We start from the raw sequence: 26015 nt of genomic DNA, 5'->3' as shown, positions 1-26015 counted from the left end.
CCGCGTAAGTTCGTTCGCGATCGACGATCACGGGCGATGAGCGAAAGGGCGGTAATGGCGGTCCAGCAGCCGAAAACGGCCGAGGTCGTGATTATCGGCGGCGGTATCGTCGGCATATCTACCGCCTTGCAATTGGCGAAACGGGGCGTGCGCGATGTCGTCGTGGTCGAGCGGCGGCAGCTGGGCGCGGGAGCGACCGGAAAATCGGGTGCCCTCATCCGCTGCCACTACGCGAACGTGCCCGAGGCCCGGCTCGCCCACGAGAGCCTGCGCATCTTCCGCGCGTGGGGCGACGAGGTCGGCGCGGGCTCACCCGGCTTCGATCCGGTCGGCTTCCTGCGCCTCGTGGCGCCGCGCGACGAAGCCCGGCTGCGCGCGAATGTCGCGGCGCAGCAGGCAATCGGGATCGAGACGAGCGTCGTCACCGCCGACGAGCTGCGCGCCATCGAACCGCTGATCCGCACCGACGACCTGACCGTCGCGGCGTTCGAACCCGGCTCGGGAGTCGCCGATCCCAACGGAGCGCTCTACGGTCTCGCCGAGGCGGCCCGGAAACTCGGCGTGACGATTCTGACCGACACCCCGGCGGCCCGGATCGTGACCGGTGGCGACCGGGTCGCCGGCGTCGTCACCTCGGCGGGACCGATCTCGACCGGCACCGTCGTCCTCGCCGCGGGCGCTTGGTCCGATCGCCTCCTGCGCCCGCTCGGACTCGACTTCGGCCTGGTCCCGGTGCGCAGCCAGGTGGTGATCTTCCGCTGGCCCGCCACCGTCGACCCCAGCCGGAAGCATCGGGTCCTCGTCGATTCGACGCGCGGCTCCTGGTTCCGGCCGGAGGACGGCGCCGGAACACTGGTCGGGCTCGGCTCGGCGGCCCGCCCGGCCGATCCGGACGAGGCCGACGAAACCATCGACGCACCCGCGATCACCCGCGCCAGGGCGGTGCTGGCTCACCGGTTTCCCGGCTTCGCCGCCGCAACGATGCGCGGCGGCTGGGCGGGAGCATATATGCGCAGCCCGGACGGTCACCCCATCATCGATCAGGTGCCCGCCGTCCCTGGGCTCTGGGTGATGACCGGCGACAGCGGTACCTCCTTCAAAACGGCCCCCGCGATCGGCATCTGCCTCGCCGAATGGATCACCGAAGGCGCACCGGAACTGGTGGATCTCACACCGTTCCGGTCGACCCGATTCCTCGACGGTCAACCCTGGGTCGACGACAACCCCTACACCGATGCCGGCGATCTGAGCGCTTCCCGCTGACCACGATGACGGTTCGCGCCGGCCCGCTACGGACTCGGCCGATCCGCGTAACAGGTGGTGTCCTCCGCAGGCAACGCACCCGAACCGAAGTACGTATTGATCGCGTCGTTCACACACGAACTGAGACCCGGCCGAAAGGTCAGGTGAATACGCACATCTTGCAACGTGACCAGCCGCGACCCGGACATGTCCTGATGTAACCGAACCGCATGTGCATACGGCGTCCGCGGATCACCGGTCGAATTCAGGATGAGCGCGGGCACCGAATTACGCACCGCGGTCGCGGGTTCCACCGGTCCCGCCCAGAACGCGCACGGCTGAATGTTGCCCGCCATCGCCCCGAATACCGGCTGGCTGGAACGAGTCTCCTCGATATTGCGCCAGTACCATCCCGGATCCCGGGGCACCCCGGCGTCTGCGCAGGCGATCTGCGCCAACGTCGAGTTCTCCCCGTCGCGCAACGCGGTCAGAATCGCCGTGAGCCGAGGTGAGCGCGCCGTGGCCGGCGGACCGCCTGCGGCATCGGCGATTTCGCGCACGGTATCGGCCAGGGCCTCGTTCAGCCGGAAGTTCATCAGCATCCCGTGCAGCACGAACGGCAGCCAATGATCGTCGATCGCGAAGCCGTCGATGACGATCGGCTGCCGCGCCGCGGCCCGCACCAAACCCTCCACCGTGGCCCGCACCTGTTGCGGCGTCGCGCCGAAGCGGTAGGTGTCGTCCTTCGTCGCGGCCCAGGTCGCCCAGTCGTCCAGCGCCCGCTCGTCGGCCGGACCCCAATCCTGAACCAGCCCTTCCCAATACCGGTCCGGGTCGATCGCGCTGTCCAGCACGATCCGCCCGCTGCGTTGCGGGAACAGCTGGGTGAACACCGCACCGAGGTAGGTGCCGTAGGACACCCCGTAATAGTCGATCGTCGGCTCGCCGAGCACCCCGCGCACGACGTCCATGTCCCTGGCGGTATTGCGAGTCGTGAACTGCCGCATCATCTCCGGGTCGTGCACCAGGCAACCCGCGGCCATCCCCGCCGACTGCACCGTGTCGTGCACGAAACCGAGCGGATCCAGCCCGGCCGAACGGATCATCTCCCCGACCGGCCACCCGCAGCGCGGACTGCGCCCCGACTCCCCGACCCCGCGCGGATCCATCCCGATCAGATCGTGCGTCGCCAGGACGTCCGGCGTCAGCACATCACCGAGCAGATCGATACTGTCCAGTCCCTCGCCACCGGGCCCACCCGGATTGGCCAGCAGAATCCCTTGGCGCCGAGCCGGTTCGGTGGCCTTGACCCGCGAGATCGCCACGGTCATGGTCCGGCCGTCGGGTCGCCCGTAGTCGAGCGGCACCGTCAGATCGGCGCACTCGCCGCCGGCCTTGTCCAGGTTCTCGATACCGCAGGGATGCCATTGTGGCTGCTGGCTGTAGAACCGGTCCAGGCCGGCCGGGCGCGCATCGTCTCCCGGCGCGGCATTGCTGTACACAGGCACGACGGCGAGCACCGACACCGCGATCACCGCCACCGACCGCCGCAACACCCGCACCAACAAATGACCCACCTCTCACATACCGTCTCGCGCAGAGAACGGTAGCGGATCGGCGCGGTGCGGGTCGGCCGTAGCTATTCCGCCGGTCGACCGTGGCTATTGCTCAGGACGGCAGCGCGCGCTCGTCCAGCACGCACTTGCCCGCCTCCACCAGCGTCGCCCGCGCCCGCCGCCGCACCCGGCAGCGGTCCACGGTGCAGTCGAGGTGCAATTGCATTGCCGCATGGGCCTGTTCGATGTTCAGCACGCCCGGATCGGCGCCACAGGCGAGCATCGCGGCCACATGCATGTTCAGGTTCGTGAGCTGCATCAGGCGACCCCCGCCGGCTGCGGGTGCCCGGCCCATCGATGTCGGGCCGGTGTCGGCTCCTCCGGCCAGGCGGACGGCCGCACCGCCATCCCGACCGCCTCCAGCGCGGTCAGCCCGACCTCGTCGGCGAGCTCACCGACCAGATCGAGCAGTGACGGCACCACCTCGGCAACGCGCAGTGCGGCAACGGCTTGCGCACAGCTCAGGGTGCGGCCGGGAAGGTAGGAGACCACCCAGCTTCCGTTTCCTACACTGCGCGCTCGATGCGTGGTGAGATCGCTGGTCATCAAGGACGACGCAATGACATGTACAGCCATGACTCCTCGTTCCTGCGGGCGACTCTTGCTGAGGGCCCGGAAGTTTCGAGGCGGGGACGCCGGGGAGGGCGTTCGGTCCGTCCGGGCATACTTCCAGCACACCATTGCCTGGTGCCCGAAACAACGCCCGCGATGGATATCCAAAGATTTCGCGCGAATTCCCAGCACGAAAACCAGCCGGGAGGGGAGGATTCTCCATAGTGGACGAAAGAGCCCGCTGCCCAAGCGAAGTGACGGGGAACCGAGCTTGCTGGTTGCCCCCGCAAAATCGCCGGTGAGCAGCAGAACACAGAACGGAGCGTGCTGTGTCAGCGAGTTCGGCAAGAACGTCAGTGAGTTCGGAGCGATCGTCCGGGGGGTTCGACAAACCGACCGGTACCGAGAGCGGCTCCTCGACTCTACCGCGCAGGCAACTAGGCCGTTATCTGCGCGATTGGCGGACCCAGGCGGGGCTCACCATCGCCGAGGCCTCACGGCTGATGGAATGGGGCGCAAGCACTTTGCAACGGCTGGAAAAGGGGCAGGCCGACCGCATCCGCACCATCGACATCCAGGAACTGTGCCGCATCTACGGCATCCATGAGCAGCTCGCCGACGGGCTCAAGGGCCTGGCCCAGCAGGCCGCGGTGAAGAGCTGGTGGCATGCCTACGGCGACCTGATCCCCGAAAACTTCGACGTCTATGTGGGTTTGGAGGCCTCGGCCCAGCAACTGAGTTCCTACCACTCGGAACTGGTGCTCGGTCTGCTGCAAACCGCCGACTACGCCAGGGCCCTGCATCGTCTCGGCTATCCCGACGATTCGGCGGCGGAATTGGAGCGCCGCGTCCAGCTGCGGTTACAGCGACAGGCGTTGATCACCCGCAAGTGCTCCCCCGCGACGGTTGCCGTGGTGTTGCACGAGTCGGTGCTGCGCCGGGTGGTCGGTGGCGCGAAGGTGATGGCAGCCCAGCTCCGGCACCTCGCGGACCTGAGCACCAGCGACAACGTCTCGGTGCGCATCCTGCCGTTCGCGGCAGGCATACCGCTGGGCGATTCCACCGGGCCGTTCACCGTGCTGGAGTTCGGCACCGACAGCAAGGGACAGCCGGTAGAGCCGCCGGTGGTGTACGTGGAGGGCTTCACCGGCGATCTGTATCTCGAACGCCCGGTCGATGTGCAGCGGTACCATCGGGCACACGAGAGCTTGCAGCGCGCCGCGCTGGATATCCCGGCCAGCAGGCAGCTGCTCAGGCAACTGGCCAAAGAGTTCGCGGCATGAGTAGTCAACTTATTGGGGCGCAATAAATTACGTTCACAGCCGGGGTTATGGCATCCGTTTGCCGACCTGGCTCCGACAAAGGAGTTGCAGTCGTGAGCATCGACAATGGCGCGAAAGTTGATCTTTCCGGCGCGACCTGGCGCAAGGCGGGCAACGGCGAGGGTAAGGACAGCGTCGAGGTAGCCCTGCTGGCAGACGGCCACATCGGCCTGCGCGACGGCAAGAATCCCGACGGTCCCGCGCTGGTCTTCACGCCGTCGGAATGGGCCGCGTTCACCGCGGGCGTGCACGACGGCGAGTTCGACCGTCCCGAATAGTTTCGCTTCTATAACAATGGGGTAGCCCACTCTTTGTGGACCGTGGGCTCAAAGGTTCCCACTCCAGGTACAAGAAATTGCGACCCGGGGATTGGGTCGAATGGCTGATCGTCGCGTTGCTGTTTGCCGTGACGGCGATCGGTTTGTTCATTCTCACCGGATCGCTGATGTCGTCGCTGGTCATCGGCCTGCTCGTCGGCGTTGTGGCCGTCGCGGTGGTGGCCATGTTGTAAACGGATGTGCCCCCCGGCAAGGCCGGAGGGCACATCGTCAGCGTTGAACCAGCCGGTCAGCGCCGAAACAGCTTGTTACCCAACCACACCAGCGGATCGTATTTATGGTCCGCGACGCGCTCCTTCATCGGGATGAGCGCATTATCGGTGATCTTGATGTGCTCCGGGCAGACCTCGGTGCAGCACTTGGTGATATTGCAGAGGCCGAGCCCCTGCTCGTCCTGCGCCAGATCGCGCCGATCGGCCACGTCCAAGGGATGCATTTCCAGCTCCGCGATCCGCATCAGGAACCGCGGCCCGGCGAACGAGGTCTTGTTCTCCTCGTGGTCACGCACCACGTGACAGGTGTCCTGACAGAGGAAGCATTCGATGCACTTGCGGAACTCCTGCGAGCGCTCCACATCGATCTGCTTCATCCGGTAGTCGCCCGGCTTGAGATCAGCCGGCGGGGTGAACGACGGAATTTCGCGTGCCTTCTGATAATTGAAGGACACGTCGGTGACCAGATCCTTGATCACCGGGAACGTGCGCATCGGGGTGACCGTGATGACGTCGGCCTCGGTGAAGGTGGACATCCGGGTCATGCACAGCAGGCGCGGGCGCCCGTTCACCTCGGCCGAGCAGGAGCCGCACTTGCCCGCCTTGCAGTTCCAGCGCACCGCCAGATCGGGCGCCTGCGTGGCCTGCAACCGGTGGATGATGTCGAGCACCACCTCACCCTCGTTCACCGCGACGGTGAAGTCGTGCAGCTCACCGCCGTCGAGGTCGCCGCGCCACACGCGGAATTTGGCGTCGTAACCCATCGCTACGCCTCTCGCTCAGTCGATTTCCCGGCCTGCGCCGGATGCCCGGCGATCTCGGCCGGGGTGTAGTACTTCTCCAGCTCGCCGAGGTCGAAGAGGGCGAGCAGTTCCGGCCGCATCGGGGTCTGATCCTTGGGCGTCACCGTGACCGCCGGGATGGTCTCCCCCGCCGTGCTCGGATCCACCGCGCAGACCAGCAGCTTGTGCCGCCAGTCCGGATCCATCGACGGATGATCGTCGCGGGTGTGCCCGCCGCGACTCTCGGTGCGCAGCAACGCCGCCTTCGCGACGCACTCGCTGACCAGCAGCATGTTCTCCATGTCCAGCGCGAGATGCCAGCCCGGGTTGAACTGGCGATGGCCCTCGACGGTGACCTGCTTGAACCGCTCGCGCAGCTCGGCCAGCTTGGTCAGCGCCTCCTGCACCTCGTGCTCCTTGCGGATGATGCCGACCAGGTCGTTCATCGTCTGCTGCAGGTCGGTGTGCAGGGTGTAGGGGTTCTCGCCCGCGCCCTCGGCGGGCGGATCGAACGGCGCGAGCGCGATCTTCGCCGCCGCCGTGATGTCGGCATCGGTGACCGTCGGCCGCTCCGTGAGCTGTTCGACGTACGCCGCGGCGCCCAAGCCGGCCCGGCGGCCGAACACCAGCAGGTCCGACAGCGAGTTGCCGCCGAGCCGGTTGGAGCCGTGCATGCCGCCGGAACACTCACCCGCGGCGAACAAACCGGGAACCGTCGCGGCGCCGGTGTCGGGATCGACCTCGACCCCGCCCATCACGTAGTGACAGGTCGGACCGACCTCCATCGGCTCGGCCGTGATGTCCACGTCCGCAAGCTCTTTGAACTGGTGGTGCATGGACGGCAGGCGGCGCTTGATCTCCTCGGCGGGCATGCGCGAGGCGATATCGAGGAACACTCCGCCGTGCGGGGTACCGCGGCCGGCCTTGACCTCCTCGTTGATCGCGCGCGCGACCTCGTCGCGGGGCAGCAGGTCAGGGGTTCGGCGCGCGGAGTCGTTGTCGCGCAACCACTGATCGGCCTCCTCCTCGGTCTCGGCGTACTGCCCCTTGAACACCGGCGGGATGTAGTCGAACATGAACCGCTTGCCGTCGGTGTTCTTGAGCACGCCGCCGTCACCGCGCACACCCTCGGTGACCAGGATGCCCTTGACGCTGGGCGGCCAGACCATGCCTGTCGGGTGGAACTGCAGGAACTCCATGTTGATCAGCGTGGCCCCGGCGCGCAGCGCGAGCGCGTGGCCGTCGCCGGTGTACTCCCAGGAATTCGAGGTCACCTTGTACGACTTGCCGATGCCGCCGGTCGCCAAAACCACTGCGGGCGTTTCGAACAGGATGAAGCGGCCGGATTCGCGCCAGTAGCCGAACGCGCCGGAGATCCGGTCGCCGTCCTTGAGCAGTTCGGTGACGGTGCATTCGGAGAAGACCTTGATCCGCGACTCGTAGTCGCCGGTCGCGGCGAAATCCTCCTGCTGCAGCGAGACGATCTTCTGCTGCATGGTGCGGATGATCTCCAGGCCGGTGCGGTCACCGACGTGTGCCAGCCGCGGGTAGGTGTGGCCGCCGAAGTTGCGCTGGCTGATCCGGCCGTCGGCGGTCCGATCGAACAGTGCCCCATAGGTTTCCAGTTCCCACACCCGATCGGGCGCCTCCTGGGCGTGCAGTTCGGCCATGCGCCAGTTGTTCAGGAACTTGCCGCCACGCATCGTGTCCTTGAAATGCGTTTGCCAGTTGTCCTTTTCGTTGGCATTGCCCATCGACGCGGCGCAGCCGCCCTCGGCCATCACGGTGTGCGCCTTGCCGAACAAGGACTTGCACACCACCGCGACGGAGTGGCCGTGTTCTCTGGCCTCGATCACCGCGCGCAATCCTGCGCCACCGGCCCCGATGACGACGACGTCGTACTTGTGCCGTTCCACTTCTGGCATGGCCGCGAATACTCCTGGGGTTGGGGCGGATCAGTTGATGAACCGCAAGTCCGAAATCGTCTTGCTGGCAACCAACATGACGTAGAAGTCGGTCAGCACGAGGGTGCCGAGGGTGGTCCAGGCCAAGGCCATGTGCCGGGTGTTCAGTTTGGAGACCTGGGTCCAGAACCAATAGCGCACCGGATGGGCGGAGAAGTGCTTGAGCCGTCCGCCCGCGATGTGCCGGCAGGAGTGGCAGGACAACGTGTACGCCCACAGCAGGATCACGTTGAGCCACAGCACGACGTTGCCGAGACCGAGGCCGAAGCCGCCGTCCTTGCCGTGGAACGCGACGGCTGCGTCGTAGGTGTTGATCACCGAAACCACCACGGCCACATAGAAGAAGTAGCGGTGCGCGTTCTGGATGATCAGCGGCAGCCGGGTCTCGCCGGTGTACTTGGCATGCGGCTCGGCGACCGCGCAGGCCGGCGGGGAGAACCACACGGCCCGGTAGTAGGCCTTGCGGTAGTAGTAGCAGGTCAGCCGGAAGCCGAGCAGGAACGGCAGCACCACGAAGCCGAGCGGAATGATCGTGGGCAGATCGCCGAACGGCGTGCCGAAGTGGCTGGAGCCTTCGACGCACGAGGTGCTCAGGCACGGCGAGTAGAACGGCGTCAGGTAGTGGTAGTCGGAGACCCAATATGCCGTGCGCACAAAGGATCTGACCGTCGCGTAGATGACGAACGCACCCAGACCCAGCACCGTGACCAGCGGTGGAACCCACCATCGGTCGGTGCGTAGTGTGCGTTCGGAGATTCGGGCCCTGGTCTTGCTGAAGACACCGGTCCCCGTTTCCGAGGTGGTGGTCGGTGCGGCACTCACAGGTGGATGCCTCGCTGATCTGCTGTGCGGTTGGTCATCGATACCTCCGCAATTCGAATGTGATGCCCAGCACCATACGACACCCCCGCTATCGCTCGAGCGGGGTCCCGGCATACCGGGTCCGGGTGAATGCCCGTGATTTGCGCCACATTGGCCGAAGTTTCAACTGTCACCGTAGAGCGGTGAACGGACCGCAAACTTTTCGAACTCGACTAAAACAGAACAGCATTCGAGGACAGCCCGGCCGAACGAAACCTGAGGTCGAAATCGCGACGCGCCGGTTGTCACACGGAGGCAACATATTTGTGGTGATCTTCTCCCGAGATGTACCCGCTGACGTGCGCTGATACCCACGTCCGCCCGCGGCGTGAGCATCGGTCCCGAAGGCGGCAGCCTGCGTAACCACGGAGGGACTGCGAACGCCGCTGATCGGACGCAGCGCTCGGCCGGGGGAAGGAGTACCAAGATGAGAAGAGCCGCGATCGTCGCGCCGGTGCGTACGCCGAGTGGGATCGAAGGGGGTGCGCTGTCCGGAATGCCGCCGGAATGGATGGCTTCGACGGTGCTGTCGGCGGTGATCGAACGCTCCGGCATCGACCCGATGCGCATCGAGGACGTCGCCATGGCGTGCATCGACGGCGGTCTGGCTACCGGCCCGGAGTTGAGCAGGCTGGCCGCGCGCGGCGCGGGTCTGCCGTTCGCCGTGCCCGGTTTCCTGACCGATCGACGCTGCGGCAGCGGGCTCCAGGCGGTGATCACCGCGGCCATGATGGTGCAGACCGGCGCGGCCGATGTCGTGGTGGCCGGCGGCGTGGAGTGCGCCGCGGATGCTCCTGCCTGCCACGGGGAATCGGCCAGCCGGTCCGATCTGCTGAACGCCGAGGACGTGGCCCGCTATTACGGCATCAGCCGGACCGAGGCCGACGAGTTCGCGGTGGCCAGTCATCGCAAGGCCGCGCGTGCCTGGCGGCAGGGAACCTTTGCCGCCGAGGTGATTCCGGTCGGCGTGCTGGACGAACCGGGCTGGGCCGACCCTGGCCTCGAAGGCACTGGGGGACACCGGATTCTGCGCGACGAGGGCCTGCGTGACGACGTGTCCACCTACACCCTGGCCGCGTTGCGCCCGCTGCTGGTCAACGGTGTGGTGACCGCGGGCAACATGAGTGCGCACCGGCACGGCGCGTCGGCCTGCCTGGTGGTCGCCGAGGACCGCCTCGTCGATCTCGGGCTGACCCCGATGGCGTATCTGGTGGGCTGGGCCGCGGCCGGATGTGATTCGCCGGCCGCGTCGCTCGGCGCGGCGCCCGCGGTGGCGAAGCTGCTCGGCCGGACCGGTATCGACCTGGACGACATCGATCTGGTCGAGATCAACGAGGGTTTCGCGGTGGAAGTGCTTGCGCTGGCCAAGGAATGGGATTTCGATCCGAGCGACCGGCTCAACGTGAACGGCTCGGCCATCGCTCTCGGTCACCCGGTCGGCGCCACCGGCCTGCGGATCATGACCACGATGCTGCACGAGCTCGCGCGCACCGGTGGCAACTACGGGCTGGAAGCGATCGCCCTCGGCCATGACCACGGCATCGCGGCCTTGTTCGAGTCGGCCGGGTCCGCGCCGATCGTCGAGACCCCGCGCGGCGCCAGGTTCCACGGCGCCCGGCCGAATCGCCGGTTCGGCAAGCACCGCGCCTGACCGCGAACAGAACTTCGCGGACTCACCGGCACGGCGCAGGCCCGCGAAGTCGGTTCGGGTTACTCGGTCCGCGGGCGCGAGTGGAAGCCCAGGCCCTCGTCCTGCGCACCCATCCAGGCCGCCTCGTCGGACTTGCTGTCCGGGACGTAGATGGTGTCCTGCGGGCGGCGCCGGATTTCCGGCGGCGGCGACTGCTCGAGCTCGTCGGCGTCGATGACGAGCCGCTCGAGGTCGTTCTCCAGCCGCCGCACCATATTGGCGTCGCCGTAGTGGCTGCGCAATGCGCCGATGGATTGCCGGAGCTGGCCGACCGTGTAGCGGAGTTCCGCGATTTCGCTGCGTGTCATCGATACCTCCTGTGTTCCTGGCAGACATGCGAACTCGGTGGGTAACGGGTACTTCCATGGTCTGCCTGGAAGCGCGCTGCACCAAGCCGTGTGACTCACCACACAACGTGATCTTTAACACAGTACAGAAAGAATTCGGATCTGGCTCGCCAGCTGCGAATCTTCGGCAGTTCGCCCAAGTGTTGCCCGAGTCCGGCCGGCGCGCTTGGTGTGAACCACCGATCGGTCAACTTCGGTGGTCGCGCGCCGCCCAGCATTCATCCGGCGACGGCGTACTCCGGCCCCTGCCCGCGCAGTCCGCCGACGACCTGATCGACCCAGCCGACGATGGACAGCGCGACCTCTTCGGCGCGCTCGAAGATCACGCTGTGCCCCGCACCTTCGAGCGGCACCAGTCGCGAACCGGCCAGCTGCGAGGCGAGCACCACCGAGTGCGTGAACGGCACCATGATGTCCGCGGTGCCGGCCAGCACCAGCGCCGGGATGGCGCCGAGCCGGTGCAGGGTCGCGGTCTCGTCGAAGGTGATCAGCGAGGCGAGGAAGCTCGACATGGTCAGCAGCGGGGTGTCGTTCAGCATGGCGGTGGCGACCGCGACCATCCGCGGATTCACCCGCCGGGTCCCGGAATTCGCCGCGCGCATGATCGGCTCGAAGATCCGGCGCGACATCCGCTTCGAACCTTGCATGACCCGTGGCGCGCGGACCACCGCCACCTGCAGCGAGTTCACCGCCCGCCGCTTCAGGAACCGCCCCAGCCCCACCTCGGTGAGCCCGTTCGCGGCGCCCGCGATCAGGCCGACGCCGACGATCCGGGTACCGATCGTCTCCGGGAACAACCGGGAGTAGGCGAGCACCACCATCGCGCCCATCGAGTGCCCGACCAGGATCACCGGCCCGGCCGGCGCGACCGTCCGCAGCACGGTGTCGAGATCGCGGCCGAGCTGGTCGATGGTGTATGTCGAAGGATCGGCCTGACCGGATTCGCCGTGCCCGCGATGGTCGTAGAAGACCATCCGGGTCTCCGCGCCCCACTGCCGCAGTAGTTGAGCACGCAGAAAAGACCAGGATTCGGTGCGCAGGCAGTGGCCGTGCACGAAAACCACGGTGAGTGACGCGGCCTCGGTCCCGAACGTGCGAACCGAGATGGGGATCCCGTCCTCGGCCGGCACCGTGACACGGTGCCCGTCGTAATCGGCGGCGCAGCGGGCGATCGTCGTGGACATGACGTCCTCCTAGGAGGGTGCATCCTTGCGGAGCGTTCTAGCCCGGTTGTCGATAGACATTTCCCCCGCGTTACCAGCCCATACCCCCCGTTACGGACAAGTTGTCCAACCGATGCACAGGATGCACGTCCACCCCCACCCACCCACCCCGATCGAAGAATCTACGAATCGCTAGCGCAGAGGCTAGATTCCGGTAGAAGCCCATACCCGGTCGTGACTTGCCGAATATCGGTCTATCGAAGGGATTTTCTAGAGTCCCCTAGATTCCTCTAATTGGCTCCTCTCCCGATGAGGAAAATCTATGTCTATCTAGTGATTTGCCGATACTAGTGGATATTCGGCAAGGCGCCCGCCGGACGTCACGTCATGGGGCAGGGAGCGGGCGTGACGTCCGGGGGGCGGCCGAGCGTTTGGTCAGGGGGTGGCGGGGGTGCGGGTGGAGGGGAGGAAGGGGCGGAGGAGGTTTTGTTCGGTGGAGGGGCCGAGTTGCCATTCGGCGATCCACGGGCCGGTGCCTTCGCTCGGGTCGAAGACGCCTTCCTCCAGCCAGGTGTAGCGGCCGGTGAGGACGCCGCGGGCGAGGGTGCGGTCGTCGTCGTCGGTGTTGTCCCAGAGTGCGTCGAACAGCCGGCGGATGCGGACTCGGGATTGCTTGCAGAAGACGTCCGCGAGTTCGGTCGCGGCGGTGGCCTCCGGTGCGCCTGCGGTGCGCAGGGCTTGGGCGCGCATGCAGGACGCGGACATGGCGAACAGTTCGGCGCCGATGTCGACGATCCGGCCGAGGAAGTTCTGCTTGTATTCCAGGCCGGCCTGCCAGCGGCCCATCGCGTACATCAGGGACCTGGCCTGCTTGCGCGAGCTGCGCTCGACGAACCGCAGATGCTTTGCCAGCGTGCCGAATTCGGTATAGGTGGCGGGTACGGTGCCGGAACCGACCGCGAGCTGCGGGAACCACTTGGCGTAGAAGCCGGTCGCGCCGACCGCGGCCTTCGCCTTGTCCTTGAACTCGGCGTTGCGGTCGACCAGCGCGCCCGCCGCGGACATGTGCGCGTCGGCCATCTCCCTGGCGATCAGCAGCCGCATGATCTCACTGGAACCCTCGAAGATGCGATTGATCCGCAGATCGCGGACCAGCTGTTCGGCGCCGACCGCACGCTCGCCGCGCGCCTCGAGCGAGGCGGCCGTCTCGTAACCGCGGCCGCCGCGGATCTGCACCAGCTCGTCGGCGATGGTGCAGCTCATCTCGCTGGCCCACAACTTGGCCAGCGCCGCCTCGATCCGGATGTCGTTGCGCGCCTCGTCGCACATGGCGGCGGACAGGTCGAGCGCGGCCTCGAGCGCGTAGGTGGTCGCGGCGATGAAGGAGATCTTCTGGCCGACCGCCTCGTGCTCGCCGACCGGCTTGCCCCACTGCACCCGCTCGGTACTCCACTCCCTGGCGATCTTCAGCGACCACTTCGCCGATGCCGTGCACAGCGCCGGGATGGCGAGCCGGCCCGCGTTGAGCGTGGTGAGCGCGATCTTGAGGCCGTCTCCCTCGCGCCCGATTAGATTCGCCCGCGGCACCCGCACGTTGTGCATCCTGGTGACGCCGTTCTCGATGCCGCGCAGGCCCATGAACGCGTTGCGCCGCTCGACCGTGATGCCCGGCGAATCGGCCTCGACCACGAACGCGGAGATGCCGCCGCGATGCCCTTCGCTCTTCGGCACCCTGGCCATCACCACCAGCAGCTCGGCGACCACCCCGTTGGTGGTCCACAGCTTGACGCCGTTGAGCTCGTACGCCGTTCCGTCCTCGACCGGGGTCGCGGTGCTGGCCATCCGGGCCGGATCGGAGCCGACGTCGGGCTCGGTGAGCAGGAACGCGCTGACCGCGCCGGCGGCACAGCGCGGCAGGAACTCGGCCTTCTGCTCGTCGGTGCCGGCCAGCTTCAGCGGTTCGGGCACGCCGATGGACTGATGCGCCGACAGCAGCACGCCCAGACTCGGGTGCGCCGAGCCGACCAGCATCAGCGCACGGTTGTAGCCGAACTGGGAAAGGCCCTGTCCGCCATAGGATTCCGGGATCTTCAGCCCGAAGCAGCCGAGCTCGGCGAGCCCCTTGACGTACTCGTCCGGGATCCGGCCCTCCGCCTCGATCACCCGGCCGTCGATGGATTCGCAGAACGGGCGCAGCCTGGCCAGATAGGCCTCGGTGCGGGCGGCGTCCGCGGACCCCGGCTGGGGGTACGGGTGGATCAGATCGAGCCGGAACCTGCCGAGAAACATCTCCTTCGCGAAGGATGGTTTGGCCCAGGTGGTTTCGCGAGATTCCTCGACCAGTGCTCGGGCCTGTTCTTCGGTGGCGTCGACTTTCGCGGCTGTCGCCATGATGTCCTCCTCGGACGTGATCAGGATCACATTCGAGTGTAGGAACTTTAGTTACCCGCCGGTAGGGCCGCAGGTCGATTGATTTCTATCGATCTCTAATGATCTTGGTAGACAAGCTAATAAGGAGCTATCCGACGATGGCCGTATTGCCCGGTTTCGACCTCACACGCTGCGTAGGTAGCGACCGAAGTGCGGCACGGTGAACCCGATCGTGCCGCGCTCGGCCGAATAGATGAGGCCCTTCTTGATCAGCCCGTCCCGGGCCGGCGAGAGCGAGGCGGGTTTGCGCCCGAGTTCGCTGGCCACCGCCGAGGTCGCCACCGGACCGTCGTCGCCGGCCAGATCGGCCATGGCGCGCATGTACTCTCGCTCGGCCGGCGTTGCCCGTTCGTAGCGGGAGCCGAAGAAGCCGACCGCCAGCTCCTCCTCCGCGGTCGGCGAGGCCACCTCGACATCCTCCGCGGAGATCGGACTCTCCGGCGCCTGATCCCAGGCGGCCTTGCCGTAGGCCTGGACAAAGTACGGGTAACCATCGGCCTTGTGGTAGAGCGCATCCAGCGCTTCGTCGGTGAACTTCACCTCCTCGCGCTCGGCGGGCGCGATCAGCGCGAGGTCGGCGGATTCGCGGTCGAGCCGATCGATGCGGTGGTAACTGAACAGGCGCTCGGAGTAACTCTTCGACGCGGACAGCACCGCGGGCAGATGCGGCAGGCCGGCGCCGACCACGATCAACGGCGCGGTGTCCTGGCTCAATTCGTGGCAGGCCCCGCAGATCGCGGAGATGTCGGCCGGACTCAGATCCTGCATCTCGTCGATGAAAATCGCGATGCCGACACCGATTTCGGCGGCCAGCGCCGCCGCCTCGACCAGAAGCTCGACCAGGTCGATCTCGATATCGCCGGAATCCGCGCGGCCGGTGACCGCGGGGACGTCGATGCCCGGCTGCCAGCGTTCGCGCATCCCCTTGTCCGCGGTGGCCCGCAACGCGAACGCCTTGAGGATGCCGAGGAAGTCGTCGACCCGTTCCGGGTTGCGGTGCGCCATGGCGATCGCGCGGACCGCCATGTGCAGCGCGGAGGACAGCGGACGGCGCAGTTCCTGATCCGGCCGCGCCTCGATCTTGCCGGTGCCCCAGCCGCGCGAGATGGCGGCCGAGCGAAGTTGATTGAGCAGCACCGTTTTTCCGACGCCGCGCAGGCCGGTGAGCATGACGCTGCGTTCCGGCCGGCCGCGCGCGATGCGTTCCAGCACGATGTCGAAAGCGGTGAGTTGCTTGTCGCGCCCGGCCAATTCGGGTGGGCGCTGTCCGGCTCCGGGAGCATACGGATTCCGCACGGGGTCCATGCCCTAACACCGTAGCCCGTTATGTCCGCGAAATCTGTCGGTATCTACGGCGTGTCCTAGATATTGCTAGCGGCCGGTATTGCACGATGGCTCTCGCACGGTTGAGATGGGCACGGAAGTCATTACGCTGCTGGCGTTTCCAGCGAGTATCGGAGGGTCATGTCCGACGAACCCACCCCGACCACCGCCGAGGTGGTCCAATCCTGGAACGTGCCGACGGGAGCGACGGTGGCGCACCGCATCCGGGCCAACATCCTGGCGGCGATAGGGCAGGGCTATGACGATCCGCAGCTGGTCGCGGACCTCGCGGTCGGGCCGCTGGTGATGGCGCTCGGGCACCTGGAGGTCGGTCTCGCCGATGCGCGGCGCCGGATCGCCGACCTCGAGCGGGCGCTCGCCGACCGCGACGGCGCGGCGGCCGACGACCGCGAATCCTGAATTAGCGAAGGACGATTCGGACATTTGCCGCCGATCGGTAACGGACACTTATTCGCCGATATCGTGTCGTGACCCAGTGGGCGTGTCGCGATTCCGGGCGATCGTCCAGGGAGTTTGCCGGGACGGGAAAACTACCAGGTCTGTGCGCTGGACAACACCGCGTCGGCATCGTAATCTCTTCGTGACTTAGTGGAGTCCTGTCGTTTCGAAAGAGAAGCGGCGCCACAGAGTTACCGCCTCAGCGGCCGTCGGGGCCATCTTCCCGCCTGCCGCGCCGGGAACACCCGCAGTGTTCGACTGGGTGATTCCTTGCGGCCATTTACTGGTCGCTCACCGGTCGGCGGGAGAGTACGAAGATCGGAGACGTAGCTCGGTGGGTAAACACAGCATGCAGCGGGATTCGCGCTTGCCGAATTCCGTCAAGGGTGCCCTCGTCATGGGCGCGGTGGCCGCGACAACCGGCGCGATGCCCGCGATCCCCGCGATGGCGGCAACCATCAACGTTCCCGGACTCGGTAACTTCGATGTTCCTGTGCCGCAGGAATACGAAGCGCCGGTCCAGCAGCTCAACCAGCAGATCCAGCAGGCCGTGTCGGCCATGCCGAACGCGCAGGTTCCCGGCGCACCGCAGCAGCAGGCGGCGCCAGGCGTACCGAACTTCGCGCCGAACATGCCCGGTCTGTTCAACCCCGCCCCCAGTGCCAGCGATATCGCGCTCGACGCGGCCAAGACCAAGGTCGGCGCGATGTACTCCTGGGGTGCCGCAGGCCCCTCCAACTTCGACTGCTCGGGTCTGGTCCAGTGGGCCTACCGGCAGGCCGGCGTCGAACTCCCCCGCACCAGCTTCGAGCAGTCGCACGTCGGCGCTCCGGTGGCCTTCCAGAACCTGCAGCCCGGCGACATCGTCGTGACCAACGGCGGCGGCCACGTCGGCATCTACGCGGGTGACGGCAAGCTGCTCAACGCCGTTCAGTCCGGCTCGCCCGTCTCCTACACTCCGCTCCGCGCCGGCGATGTGGTTACCGCACGCCGTATCGTTTAACGAGTGACCCCCGCCGAAAACGGCATCCGTGCGAACGGAAAGAGCACCACGACGCAGGCCCGAGTCGATTCATGGACTTGGGCCGTGCGCCTGTTCAAAACCAGATCCGCTGCCGCCGAGGCCTGCCGGGGCGGACACGTCCGCGTCAACGGCGTCGCGGCCAAGCCTGCCCAGCCGGTCAAACCCGGCGACGAGGTGCGCATCCGCCTGAGCGGCGTCGAACGCATCGTGATCGTCGAGCAGATCATCACCAAGCGGGTCAGCGCCCCGGTCGCCGCGCAATGCCTGATCGACCGCAGCCCGCCGCCACCCTCGCGCGAAATCCTCGCCGCCCTGCCGCGCCGTGACCGCGGATCCGGCCGGCCCACCAAACGCGAACGGCGCGAAACGGATCGCCTCCTCGGCCGCACCGAGAGCTGAGTCAAGCCGAGGTCGGCTTCGCCACTGCCTTGGCGGCCAATCGATTCGCCGCCACCGCCGCCACGGCGATGGTGCACAGCGCGCCGAGCATCAACGCCGCCGCCTCCCCCGGCACCAGCACATGCAGCTGTGTGCCGACGGTGACCGCCGCGACCGGAACGCCGATCTGCGCCGCCGCGAGCGCCCCGTAGCCGACCGGCTGCCCGATCAGCCGCGGAATCAGGTGAACCAGCACCGCGCCGACGCCGAGCGCCAGACCGAGCGCGATGAGGCGCGGATGGTCGCCGAAGTCGCGCAGGTTGAGCCGAGCGCCGAGCCAGACGAAGAACAGCGGCCCGAGGAAGCCGTCGTTGATCGCGAACAGTTGCCGGGCCACCCGCCGCGGCTCGCCGATCGCGGCCACCGCGAGCCCGGCGGCGAAGCCCGCCAACATGATCGACACCCGGGTCTGGGTGGCCACCGCGCACAGCGCGAACAGGACCGCGAGGCTCACCCGCAATTCGAGGGCGAGCTTGCGATCCTCGGACAACCGATGGGCCCGGCGCCGCGCACCCGACTGCTCCAGCCGGCGCAGCACCACGAAGAGCACGATGCCGCAGGCGGCGACCGCCAGGGCGCCGAGCGCCGCACGCCCCGCGTGCTCTGGGTCGATCGCCAACGGCAGCGCCACCACGCAGGCGGTATCGGCGACCGCCACCTGCGCGGTCAGCGCCAGTACCGGCGTGCCCGCCAGCCCGAGCGAGTCGATGATCGGCAGCACCAGCGCCGCCGACGAGGACGCGAGCAGCACCGCATACATGGCGCCGTGTCCGGTATCGAACCAGCGCGCGATACCGAATCCCACTGCGGCAGCGAGCAATCCGACAAGCACGGCACGGACGACGCCGACCCTGAGGGCCGACCGCACCGCCGGATCACGCACCGGCACATGGGTTCCCGCGACGAACATGACCACCGCGAAGCCCATGTCCGCTAGAAACGTGAAGATCGGGTCGGCGCTGTGCAGCACGCCGAACCCGGTGGCGCCGAACACGATTCCGGCGATCACCTCGCCGAGGATCACCGGCAGGTGCCACGAACTGCGCAGTGCGAGCAGCGGCCCGAACAGGCCGAGCGCGAGGACGAGTGCGAGGGTGGAGAAGGTCACGGCATGGCGGCGATCTTCGCCGGAATCGCGATGTTCTCGTCGGCCCAGTGGATCGCGCAGACCCGGTGGTAGCCGTCGGCGATCACCATCGGCGTACCGGTGCGGAAATCGCCGCGCACCAGCAGAATCGGGGACAGCGACTTACCGTTGTTGATCTTGATGAGGTCTCGCCGGACATGCGGATTCTCCGGTGGTAGCAGCTCGAGCCGGGCCGCGCGCAGAATGTCCTTGGCCTTCTTGTGCACGATGGGACCCGCACGCAGATCGTCCACCACGGCGCTGACCACCTTCGGCCCGGCCAGCAACTCCAGGTAGTCGGCGGCTGCCGGGTAGTCGTGCTCCTCCGGCTCGTCTTTCCACTGCACGGAGATGCTGTCGGTCGCCATACACCTCATCATCGCGGCCCGTGGCCCGGATCGGCGGGACCTCGACGGTGTTTCGGAACGGCTCAGATCATCGCCACCGGGGCGAGCTGCCCGGCGATATACCGGGCCCGGCACTCGCCGCGGCGCAGCTTGCCGCTGGTGGTCTTGGGGATTCGGCCCGGCTCGACCAGCATCACCGAACCCGGTATCACCTCGTGCGCGGCCGCGACCGCGGTGCGGATCCGGCGGGCGAGCACCGAGAGCTCGGCGGGCTCGGTGGCCTCGACGACGCGCAGCTCGGCCACGATCACCAGATCCTCGCGACGCCCGTCGTCGTACCCGAACGCCGTCACGTGTCCCGGCCGGATCTCCACCGCGCAGGCCTCGACGGTCGCCTCGATGTCGGCCGGGAAGTGGTTGCGTCCGTCGACCACGATCACGTCTTTGCGCCTGCCCGCGATGTAGAGCTGCTCGTCGAACCAGAAGCCGAGGTCGCCGGTGCGCAGCCAGTCGGCGTCGCTGCCGCGCAGAGTGGCGTGAAAGGTCTCGGCGGTGGCATCGGGTCTGCCGTAGTAGCCGTCGCAGACGTTGGCGCCGGCCACCCAGATCTCGCCGACCCGGCCGGCGGGCAGCTCGGCGCAGGACACCGGGTGCACGATGCGCACGTCCTGTCCGACCGGGGCGCCGCAGCCGACCAGCGGTGTGCCGCCGAGGGATTGCGCGAGCCGGACCGCCCGGCCTTCGGCGAGCGCGCTGCGGTCGAAGTGCTGTGCCACCGGGTCGGCCTGCCAGTCGCCGATGGTCACGGTCAGCGTGGCCTCGGCCAGGCCGAAGCCGGGGGTGTGCGCCCGGTGGCGGAAACCGTATTCGGCGAAGGTATCGGTGAATTCGGCGAGCGCGTCGGCCCGGACCGGTTCGGAGCCGTTGAGCAGCATGTCCAGGCAGGACAGGTCGAGTCCGGCGCGCTCCTGCGGTGTGGTCGCGGAAACCGTCAGGCCCAGACCGAAATTGGGGCCGCCGGTGATGCCCGCGCGATAGTCGCTCACGGCGCGCAGCCACCGGATCGGCCGCTTCGCGAATTCCGCGGGGGACATGGTCAAGCCGGGTACGCCGCAATAGAGCGGCAGCGACAGGCCGAGGATGAGACCCATGTCGTGGAAGAACGGCAGCCAGGTCAGGATGGGTTTGCCGGGCGCCGGTCGCAGCGCCTGGCACAGTTGTTCCAGCGCTGTGGTCAGGTTCGCGTGGGTGACCCGGACGCCGGCGGGGGACTGGGTCGAGCCCGAGGTGTACTGGAGATAGGCGAGCTCGGTCCGGATCGGATCGATGACCGGTGCGGGCGAATCCACCAGGGGCGCGGTGACATCCGCGGCGAGCTCGATCACCGCGCCGAGCGCCGGACCGAGGATCGACGCGCGGGCCGAGTCGCCGTGGGACAGCAGGGCGAGCGCCGGTCGCGCGTCGGCCAGCACCGCGAGCAGCCGCTCCTTGTTGCGCGGGCCCGCCACCGGAAACAGCGGCACGGCAATGCGATTGCTGTACAGGCAGGCGAGAAAGGCGACGGCGTAGTCGAGTCCGTGCGCGCAGAGGATGGCGATCCGGTCGCCCGGTGCGCTCCCCTCCCGCAGTCGCGCGGCGAGTTCGCCTGCGGCGCAGTGCAGGCCGGCGTAGGTCATCGAGACGGGCAGCCGTTCGTGCATGCGATAGCGCAGCTCGGTGTAGGCGATGTCGTCCGGTCGGATCGTGGCCAGCTCGGCGATCCGCGCGGCGAGGCTGTTGCAGGCGGTCACGAGGCCTCGCCGGGGTGTGCGGCCGGCCGATCGAGCGGCGCGGTGCCGAGGAGGTTCGAGAGGCGCACCGCCAACGCAGAGGTGTCGGCGGTCGGAGCGTAGTCCACTGCCGAGAGATAGGTCCCGGGATATCGCAGCAGTTCGGACAGCAGCCCGGCATCGTGCCGAGGGTCGAATGCGGCGATGCCCGCCTGCCGGATCGCCGCGAGCGAACCGGTCGCCCATCGACCCCAGCCGACGCTGAGCACACCCCGCCCCGGATAGGTCAGAGCAAGGGAATCCATCGCGGCGCCGGCTGCGGCGTCGGCGGCCCGGCCGGGTGCGCCGAACGCGCCGGTGGCGCAGGAGAACAGCAGGATGAAGTCGGTCGGGTCGGCCGCGCTGAGCTCGATCAGGTTGCCGGCCGCGGTCAGTCTGGCGGAGAACGCCGTGGTCAGCAGGTCGGGTGTGGTGGCATCGAAGCTAGCCTTCGTGGTCGTGCCCGCCGCGTGCACCAGGCCGCGAATGGTCGAGCCGCATTCGCGGATGTCGTTGAGCGCGTTGGCCAGATCGCGCCGGTCGGCGGTATCGCAGCGGACCACGACGATCCGGTCCTCCAATCCGTCGAGCAGCGGCGGCACGGGGCGGGGCGCACGGGTGAGGATCACTACGTCGCGGGCTCCGGAATCGAGCAGCCAGCGCACCGCGACGGCGCCGATCGTGCCCAATCCGCCGGTGACCACGTAGGTTCCGGCGGCGTCGATGCCGGCCGAGGTCGATCGGAGTCGCGCGGGCGTGAACCCGAGGATGGCGAGGCTACCTGCGACGCAGCGCAATTCGTCAGCAGTCGCGGTGCGCGGTAGGTCCGTCACCGAGCGGCGGAGCAGTGTCACGCTCCGCGAGTCCGCATCGGTCCAGATCAGGCGCACCGCGCGGCTGGATTCGAGTTGCAGGGAACGGACCAGACCGGCGATCGCGTGTGGCGCGGCCAGGATTTCGGGATCGACCCGATGCGGGTGGACCGCCGTGGGTTCCGGCAGGATGACCGTGAGGGACGCGGTGCCGGGATCGGCGTGCACCCGCTGGAGCAGATCCAGGACCCGGCAGGTCGTCGCGGCGGCATTGCGGCCAGGGCCGATGGGATCGGAGTGGGTTGCCGCCGGATCTGTTTCGGTCGGCCAGACCAGGACCACCGCGGTGCGCGCGCCGGCGGAGCCGCCCAGCGGCAGGTCGGTGATGAGCGGCCGCGGCGCGTCGGGCTCGCGCGGAACCCGATCGGTGGGGAGGCTGTCCGCCAGCGTGCCCGCCAGCCGGCGAGCGAGGTCCGAATCGCCGATCACCAAGGCGCGCTCGGCCATCCGATCGCGTGCACCGTCGAAGAACCCGGGATCGACAGTCTGCCAGGACTGCTCGCGGAAAGGGATGGGGCGATCGGCCTTTCGCGGCGCCGCGGCGGCCCGCGCCGGAGAATCCGATCCGGCGAACCGGATGCGCACGCCGGACAGCGCGAGGCACGGCACACCGTGCTGGTCGGTCCCGATGACGTCGCCGACCAGGCCGGTGACCGTGCGCTCGCGGACGAACGCGTGTACCTCGAGGACCGTCCGATTCGGTTCGGCGGACAACCACGCGGAGGCGATAGCGACCGGCAACGGGAGCGCGCCGGCGGGCACCTCGTCGTACCCGGGCGCCGTCAGCGCTTGCAGGCACCCGCTCAGCGTTGCGGTGCTGTGCAATTCGGCGACGTCGAACAGGCCGATCGCGCTGTCCGGTGCGGTCGCGATGCCGCGCAGCACCCGGAACCGCGGCCCGTACTCCAGCCGCAGCCGATGCAGTTCGGCATAGAAGGCGGCGGGCGCGATGAGCCGCATCCGGTGTCGCCCAGCCCGGTTGGCGTCCACCACCCGCATCCATGCGACGATATCCGCGGGTGTGGGGTCACCGGCGGGCCGAGCCGATGCCAGCGCTGCGACCTCCGCGACCTCCGCCCGTACGCTTCCGTCGCCGCCGCGGCGATAGCCGACCTCCGGCAGCGCCGAGAGCGCGGTCCGTTCGTGCACCGTGAAATCGGTGAGCACCGTGCCGCGCGCCAGATGCAGCAGCCTGCGCAGCCAGAACGCGGTCGGCACGATCGGTTCGCCGTGAATCACGTGATCGGTGAGATCGTCAGGGGGAAAGACTGTTTCGGAGCTCTCCGGTTCGGGCCAGGACGCGCCCAGCGGGAAGACGCGCTTGCGCCACGTGCGTCGCGACGGGGTGCCGAACGGCCCCTGCGCCGACCAGTCGATCGGCCGGCCCTCGAGGTGCAGCCGGGCCAGGCAGGCGAGAAACGCGCCTGCCTCGTCATCGCGCGACGCCGCCGGATGCGTCGCGTCGCGGAACTCGGGATACTCACGCACCGCCGGGGTCAGCACGGGATGCGGCGAAATCTCCAGCACCGTCGAAAGCCCGTCGGCGGCCGCGCGTTCCAGTGCCGCGGCGAGTTCGACTGTTCCCGAGGCATTCTCGGCCCAATAGGTGCCGTCCATCGCTGCCGTGGTGATCAATTCGGCGCGGCGGGCGGTGGAGTACAGCGGGATTCGCGGCGGCACCGGCCGCAGATCCGCCAGCGCTTCGACGAACTCGGGCGGCACGGGGGCGGCAAGCGGACTGTAGGCGGTGGCGTCGTCGTCCGCGATCCGCAGCGCGGGCATATCGCGGCGCTTGGCCCGCCGGATGAGCGTGTCGATGTAGCGCGGGATACCGGAAACGACCACCGACCGTGGACCGTTCACCGCCGCGATGCCGACCTGCGCCCGCATCGGTTCCACCAGCTTCACCGCCTCGAACGGCGCCGCGGTCAGCAGCGCCATCGCCGTTCGATCGTCCGGCGCCGCCACGATCCGGCCGCGCCGCACCACGATCAGCGCCGCGTCGGCCAGCGACAACGCGCCACCGACGACGGCCGCGGCGATCTCCCCGAGCCCGTGCCCCGCCACCGCGTCCGGCCGAATGCCCCACGCCGTCAGCAATTCCGCCATCGCTACCTGGAACGCGAAGATCGCCGGCTGGACAAGTGCCATAGCGCGCGACCGGTTTCCATTGCCCGCGGCGGTCAGTGGGAAGCCGTGTCGCGGCGTCCAGACCCGCGGCCCGCCCGCCGCGACGATCGCGTCGGCGACCTTGGTCAACGCACCGGCGAACACACTGTGCCGCACCGCGAGCGCTCGCCCCATCGCGACGTGCTGGCCGCCTTGCCCGGCGAACAGGAAGAGCACGCCACCCTTGCGCCGGGTCGCCGACGGACCGATCAGCGCCGCGCTCGAATCACCCTGCGCGACGGCCTGGAGCTGCTCCAGCGCGTCGCCACGATCGCGCACCAGCACGCAGGCCCGCGACCGCTGCGGCAGCAATCTGGCGGTGGCGGAGGCGAACTCGCGCAACGATTCGGCCCCCGCCTCGAGTCGCTCGGCGTACCGGCCTGCCTCGGCCGTCAGCTCCGCGGTATCGCGACCGGTGAGCGAGATCAGCACCGGCGGTTCGTCCGCGCGGACCGCGTGCGGCAGTTCGACTCCGCGTAGCACCGCGTGCGCGGCGGTGCCGCCGAAGCCGAAAGAGCTGACCCCCGCGCGACGTTCGCCGACCGGGACCGCGCTCCAGTCGACGGCCGCGGCCGGCACCCGCAGCTCGCGCCCGGCCTGCTCCGGCAGCGGGCCGCCGGTCCGGAAGCTGTTCATCGGCGCGATGACACCGTGGTGGATGGACAATGCCGCTGTGATCACACCGGCCACGCCGGAGGCTGCTTCCAGGTGCCCGATGGCGGACGTCGCCGAGCCGATCCAGATCGGCTCCGCGCGCGCCGAGGTGCCCTGCGCGGCAACGGAAGCCAGCGCACCGACCTCCATCGCATCGCCGAATGCCGGCCCGGTGCCGTGACATTCGAAGTATCCGGCGCTGCTCGGCTCGAGTCCGGCGCGGGACCAGGCGGCGCGCACCGTTTCCTGCTGTGCTTCGCCGTTCGGCGCCCGCAGCCCATCGGAGCGTCCACCCGAGCCCACCGCCGTCCCGGCGATCTCCGCGTACACCCGATTGCCCTCGCGCACCGCGTCTTCGGTGCGTTGCAGGATCACCACCGCACAGCCGTCCGCCCGCGGATATCCGTCCGCGGCCGCGTCGACCGGTTCCGGTCGTCCGCCGGTCCCCGGGAAACCGCCGTCCGCCGGATAGTTCGAGACACGCGGCAGGAGATCGACCCCGCCGGCGATCGCGAACGGCGCCGTGCCGTCGGCGACCAGCCGGACCGCCAGGTCGACGGCGGCCAGCGAGGACGAGCACGCGCTGTCCAGCACCAGACTCGGGCCGCGTAGATCCAGCACGTGGGACAGGCGATTGGCGATGAGGCCGGGCGCAAAACTGGGAACGGCGTAGGGCGCGTCGAATCCGTCCCGGTTGAGCACGGCTATGCCGTAGCCGCCCGCGCCGAACACCACCGCCGCGCCGGAACCCGTTGTGCGGTAGCCGATCCCGGCATCGTCGATGGCCTCGACCGCGACCTCCATGGCCAGCCGCTGCCGCGGATCCATCAGCGCGCTCTCCCGCTCGGGCAGGGCGAACCACTTGTGGTCGAACGCGTCGATGCCCGCCAGGTACCCGCCGCGTCGGCCGGCCGGCGGCGGCCCGGCGAGCAGCATTCGCCAGAATTCGTCGCCGCCGTCGGCTCCCGGCACCCGGCAGCCGATCCCGACGATGGATACCCCGGTCATCGCATCGCGAGATACTCGACCAATTGGTCTATGTCGGGGTAGTCGTACATCGCGGTCAACGAGACCTCGAACCCCATGGCATCCTCGAGCCGCGCGGTCAGCCGGGCCAGCTGGGTGGAGCTCAGGCCCAGATCGGTGAACGGCGCGTCGGTGCAGACGGCGGTCGCGTCGACGCCGAGCAACTCGGCCACGGCCGTCACCGCCGTGGTCGTGAGCGCCGCACGACTGCGTACCATCGAGCTCCGATCCATCCCGAGACGTGCCTACC

23 protein-coding genes are annotated in these 26015 nt (G+C 68.3%); 8 read left to right on the top strand and 15 right to left on the bottom strand.

Going from position 1 to position 26015, the window contains the following annotated elements; genetic code table 11:
* The first annotated feature begins 36 nt into the window (after positions 1-36).
* Complete coding sequence (locus ACFYO1_RS24220; RefSeq protein ID WP_387234985.1) at positions 37-1263, top strand: NAD(P)/FAD-dependent oxidoreductase; 1227 nt, start codon at positions 37-39, stop codon at positions 1261-1263.
* Positions 1264-1289: 26 nt separating this feature from the next.
* Here the strand turns inward: ACFYO1_RS24220 and ACFYO1_RS24215 are convergent, their stop codons facing one another.
* From ACFYO1_RS24215 to ACFYO1_RS24205, 3 genes are all read right to left on the bottom strand, one after another.
* Positions 1290-2819: an alpha/beta fold hydrolase gene (locus ACFYO1_RS24215; protein WP_387234982.1), complete on the bottom strand. Its 1530-nt coding sequence runs from the start codon at positions 2817-2819 to the stop codon at positions 1290-1292.
* Between the two features lie 91 nt (positions 2820-2910).
* Positions 2911-3117: a hypothetical protein gene (locus ACFYO1_RS24210; protein WP_387234978.1), complete on the bottom strand. Its 207-nt coding sequence runs from the start codon at positions 3115-3117 to the stop codon at positions 2911-2913.
* Positions 3117-3434: a hypothetical protein gene (locus ACFYO1_RS24205; RefSeq protein WP_387234975.1), complete on the bottom strand. Its 318-nt coding sequence runs from the start codon at positions 3432-3434 to the stop codon at positions 3117-3119. Before ACFYO1_RS24205 ends, ACFYO1_RS24210 begins: the two co-directional genes overlap by 1 nt.
* A gap of 332 nt (positions 3435-3766) precedes the next feature.
* Here ACFYO1_RS24205 and ACFYO1_RS24200 point away from each other — a divergent pair, with 332 nt between their 5' ends.
* From ACFYO1_RS24200 to ACFYO1_RS24190, 3 genes are all read left to right on the top strand, one after another.
* The gene (locus ACFYO1_RS24200; RefSeq protein ID WP_387234972.1) at positions 3767-4693 is read left to right on the top strand and encodes a helix-turn-helix domain-containing protein; all 927 of its coding nucleotides are present in this window, start codon (positions 3767-3769) and stop codon (positions 4691-4693) included.
* A 92-nt stretch (positions 4694-4785) separates the two neighbouring features.
* Positions 4786-5010, top strand: a complete 225-nt coding sequence (locus ACFYO1_RS24195; protein ID WP_387234969.1) for a DUF397 domain-containing protein — start codon at positions 4786-4788, stop codon at positions 5008-5010.
* Between the two features lie 77 nt (positions 5011-5087).
* The gene (locus ACFYO1_RS24190) at positions 5088-5243 is read left to right on the top strand and encodes a hypothetical protein (protein ID WP_364725454.1); all 156 of its coding nucleotides are present in this window, start codon (positions 5088-5090) and stop codon (positions 5241-5243) included.
* Positions 5244-5299: 56 nt separating this feature from the next.
* Here ACFYO1_RS24190 and ACFYO1_RS24185 read toward each other — a convergent pair whose 3' ends face one another.
* Genes ACFYO1_RS24185 through ACFYO1_RS24175 form a run of 3 tightly spaced genes read right to left on the bottom strand, consistent with a single transcriptional unit; the run spans position 5300 to position 8850 of the window.
* Positions 5300-6046, bottom strand: a complete 747-nt coding sequence (locus ACFYO1_RS24185; protein WP_150400398.1) for a succinate dehydrogenase/fumarate reductase iron-sulfur subunit — start codon at positions 6044-6046, stop codon at positions 5300-5302.
* Between the two features lie 2 nt (positions 6047-6048).
* Positions 6049-7989 carry a fumarate reductase/succinate dehydrogenase flavoprotein subunit gene (locus ACFYO1_RS24180; protein ID WP_387234965.1) on the bottom strand — a complete coding sequence of 647 codons (1941 nt, stop codon included), beginning with the start codon at positions 7987-7989 and terminating at the stop codon, positions 6049-6051.
* 30 nt (positions 7990-8019) lie between these two features.
* Positions 8020-8850 (bottom strand): hypothetical protein, encoded by an 831-nt coding sequence (locus ACFYO1_RS24175; protein WP_387234962.1) that lies wholly within the window; start codon positions 8848-8850, stop codon positions 8020-8022.
* Positions 8851-9316: 466 nt separating this feature from the next.
* Here ACFYO1_RS24175 and ACFYO1_RS24170 point away from each other — a divergent pair, with 466 nt between their 5' ends.
* On the top strand, positions 9317-10540 hold the full coding sequence (locus tag ACFYO1_RS24170) for an acetyl-CoA C-acyltransferase (RefSeq protein WP_387234960.1): 1224 nt from the start codon (positions 9317-9319) through the stop codon (positions 10538-10540).
* Positions 10541-10599: 59 nt separating this feature from the next.
* On the opposite strand, the gene ACFYO1_RS24165 is transcribed toward ACFYO1_RS24170, so the two are convergent.
* The 4 genes from ACFYO1_RS24165 to ACFYO1_RS24150 form a co-directional block, all read right to left on the bottom strand.
* On the bottom strand, positions 10600-10887 hold the full coding sequence (locus tag ACFYO1_RS24165; protein WP_150400394.1) for a hypothetical protein: 288 nt from the start codon (positions 10885-10887) through the stop codon (positions 10600-10602).
* A gap of 257 nt (positions 10888-11144) precedes the next feature.
* Positions 11145-12110 (bottom strand): alpha/beta fold hydrolase, encoded by a 966-nt coding sequence (locus tag ACFYO1_RS24160; RefSeq protein WP_387234956.1) that lies wholly within the window; start codon positions 12108-12110, stop codon positions 11145-11147.
* 414 nt (positions 12111-12524) lie between these two features.
* Positions 12525-14480 (bottom strand): acyl-CoA dehydrogenase family protein, encoded by a 1956-nt coding sequence (locus tag ACFYO1_RS24155; RefSeq protein ID WP_387234953.1) that lies wholly within the window; start codon positions 14478-14480, stop codon positions 12525-12527.
* A gap of 162 nt (positions 14481-14642) precedes the next feature.
* On the bottom strand, positions 14643-15824 hold the full coding sequence (locus tag ACFYO1_RS24150) for an AAA family ATPase (protein WP_387234950.1): 1182 nt from the start codon (positions 15822-15824) through the stop codon (positions 14643-14645).
* A gap of 159 nt (positions 15825-15983) precedes the next feature.
* Here ACFYO1_RS24150 and ACFYO1_RS24145 point away from each other — a divergent pair, with 159 nt between their 5' ends.
* From ACFYO1_RS24145 to ACFYO1_RS24135, 3 genes are all read left to right on the top strand, one after another.
* The gene (locus tag ACFYO1_RS24145) at positions 15984-16262 is read left to right on the top strand and encodes a hypothetical protein (RefSeq protein ID WP_387234947.1); all 279 of its coding nucleotides are present in this window, start codon (positions 15984-15986) and stop codon (positions 16260-16262) included.
* 436 nt (positions 16263-16698) lie between these two features.
* Entirely contained in the window at positions 16699-17304 is a 606-nt protein-coding gene (locus ACFYO1_RS24140) for a C40 family peptidase (RefSeq protein WP_387235353.1), read from the top strand.
* 3 nt (positions 17305-17307) lie between these two features.
* A complete protein-coding gene (locus ACFYO1_RS24135; RefSeq protein ID WP_387234944.1) occupies positions 17308-17724 on the top strand; it encodes an RNA-binding S4 domain-containing protein in 417 nt (138 codons plus the stop codon).
* Position 17725: 1 nt separating this feature from the next.
* Here ACFYO1_RS24135 and ACFYO1_RS24130 read toward each other — a convergent pair whose 3' ends face one another.
* The 5 genes from ACFYO1_RS24130 to ACFYO1_RS24110 form a co-directional block, all read right to left on the bottom strand.
* Complete coding sequence (locus ACFYO1_RS24130; protein WP_387234941.1) at positions 17726-18871, bottom strand: cation:proton antiporter; 1146 nt, start codon at positions 18869-18871, stop codon at positions 17726-17728.
* A complete protein-coding gene (locus tag ACFYO1_RS24125) occupies positions 18868-19257 on the bottom strand; it encodes a hypothetical protein (protein ID WP_387234938.1) in 390 nt (129 codons plus the stop codon). Before ACFYO1_RS24125 ends, ACFYO1_RS24130 begins: the two co-directional genes overlap by 4 nt.
* Before the next feature lie 62 nt (positions 19258-19319).
* Positions 19320-21026: a fatty acyl-AMP ligase gene (locus ACFYO1_RS24120; protein WP_387234935.1), complete on the bottom strand. Its 1707-nt coding sequence runs from the start codon at positions 21024-21026 to the stop codon at positions 19320-19322.
* Positions 21023-25747 (bottom strand): type I polyketide synthase, encoded by a 4725-nt coding sequence (locus ACFYO1_RS24115; RefSeq protein ID WP_387234932.1) that lies wholly within the window; start codon positions 25745-25747, stop codon positions 21023-21025. Before ACFYO1_RS24115 ends, ACFYO1_RS24120 begins: the two co-directional genes overlap by 4 nt.
* Complete coding sequence (locus ACFYO1_RS24110; protein ID WP_387234929.1) at positions 25744-25983, bottom strand: acyl carrier protein; 240 nt, start codon at positions 25981-25983, stop codon at positions 25744-25746. Before ACFYO1_RS24110 ends, ACFYO1_RS24115 begins: the two co-directional genes overlap by 4 nt.
* Positions 25984-26015: the final 32 nt, after the last annotated feature.

Origin of the sequence: Nocardia sp. NPDC006044, from assembly GCF_042871115.1 — a bacterium.
Lineage (GTDB): Bacteria > Actinomycetota > Actinomycetes > Mycobacteriales > Mycobacteriaceae > Nocardia.
This window is presented reverse-complemented; position numbering and strand designations above follow the sequence as displayed.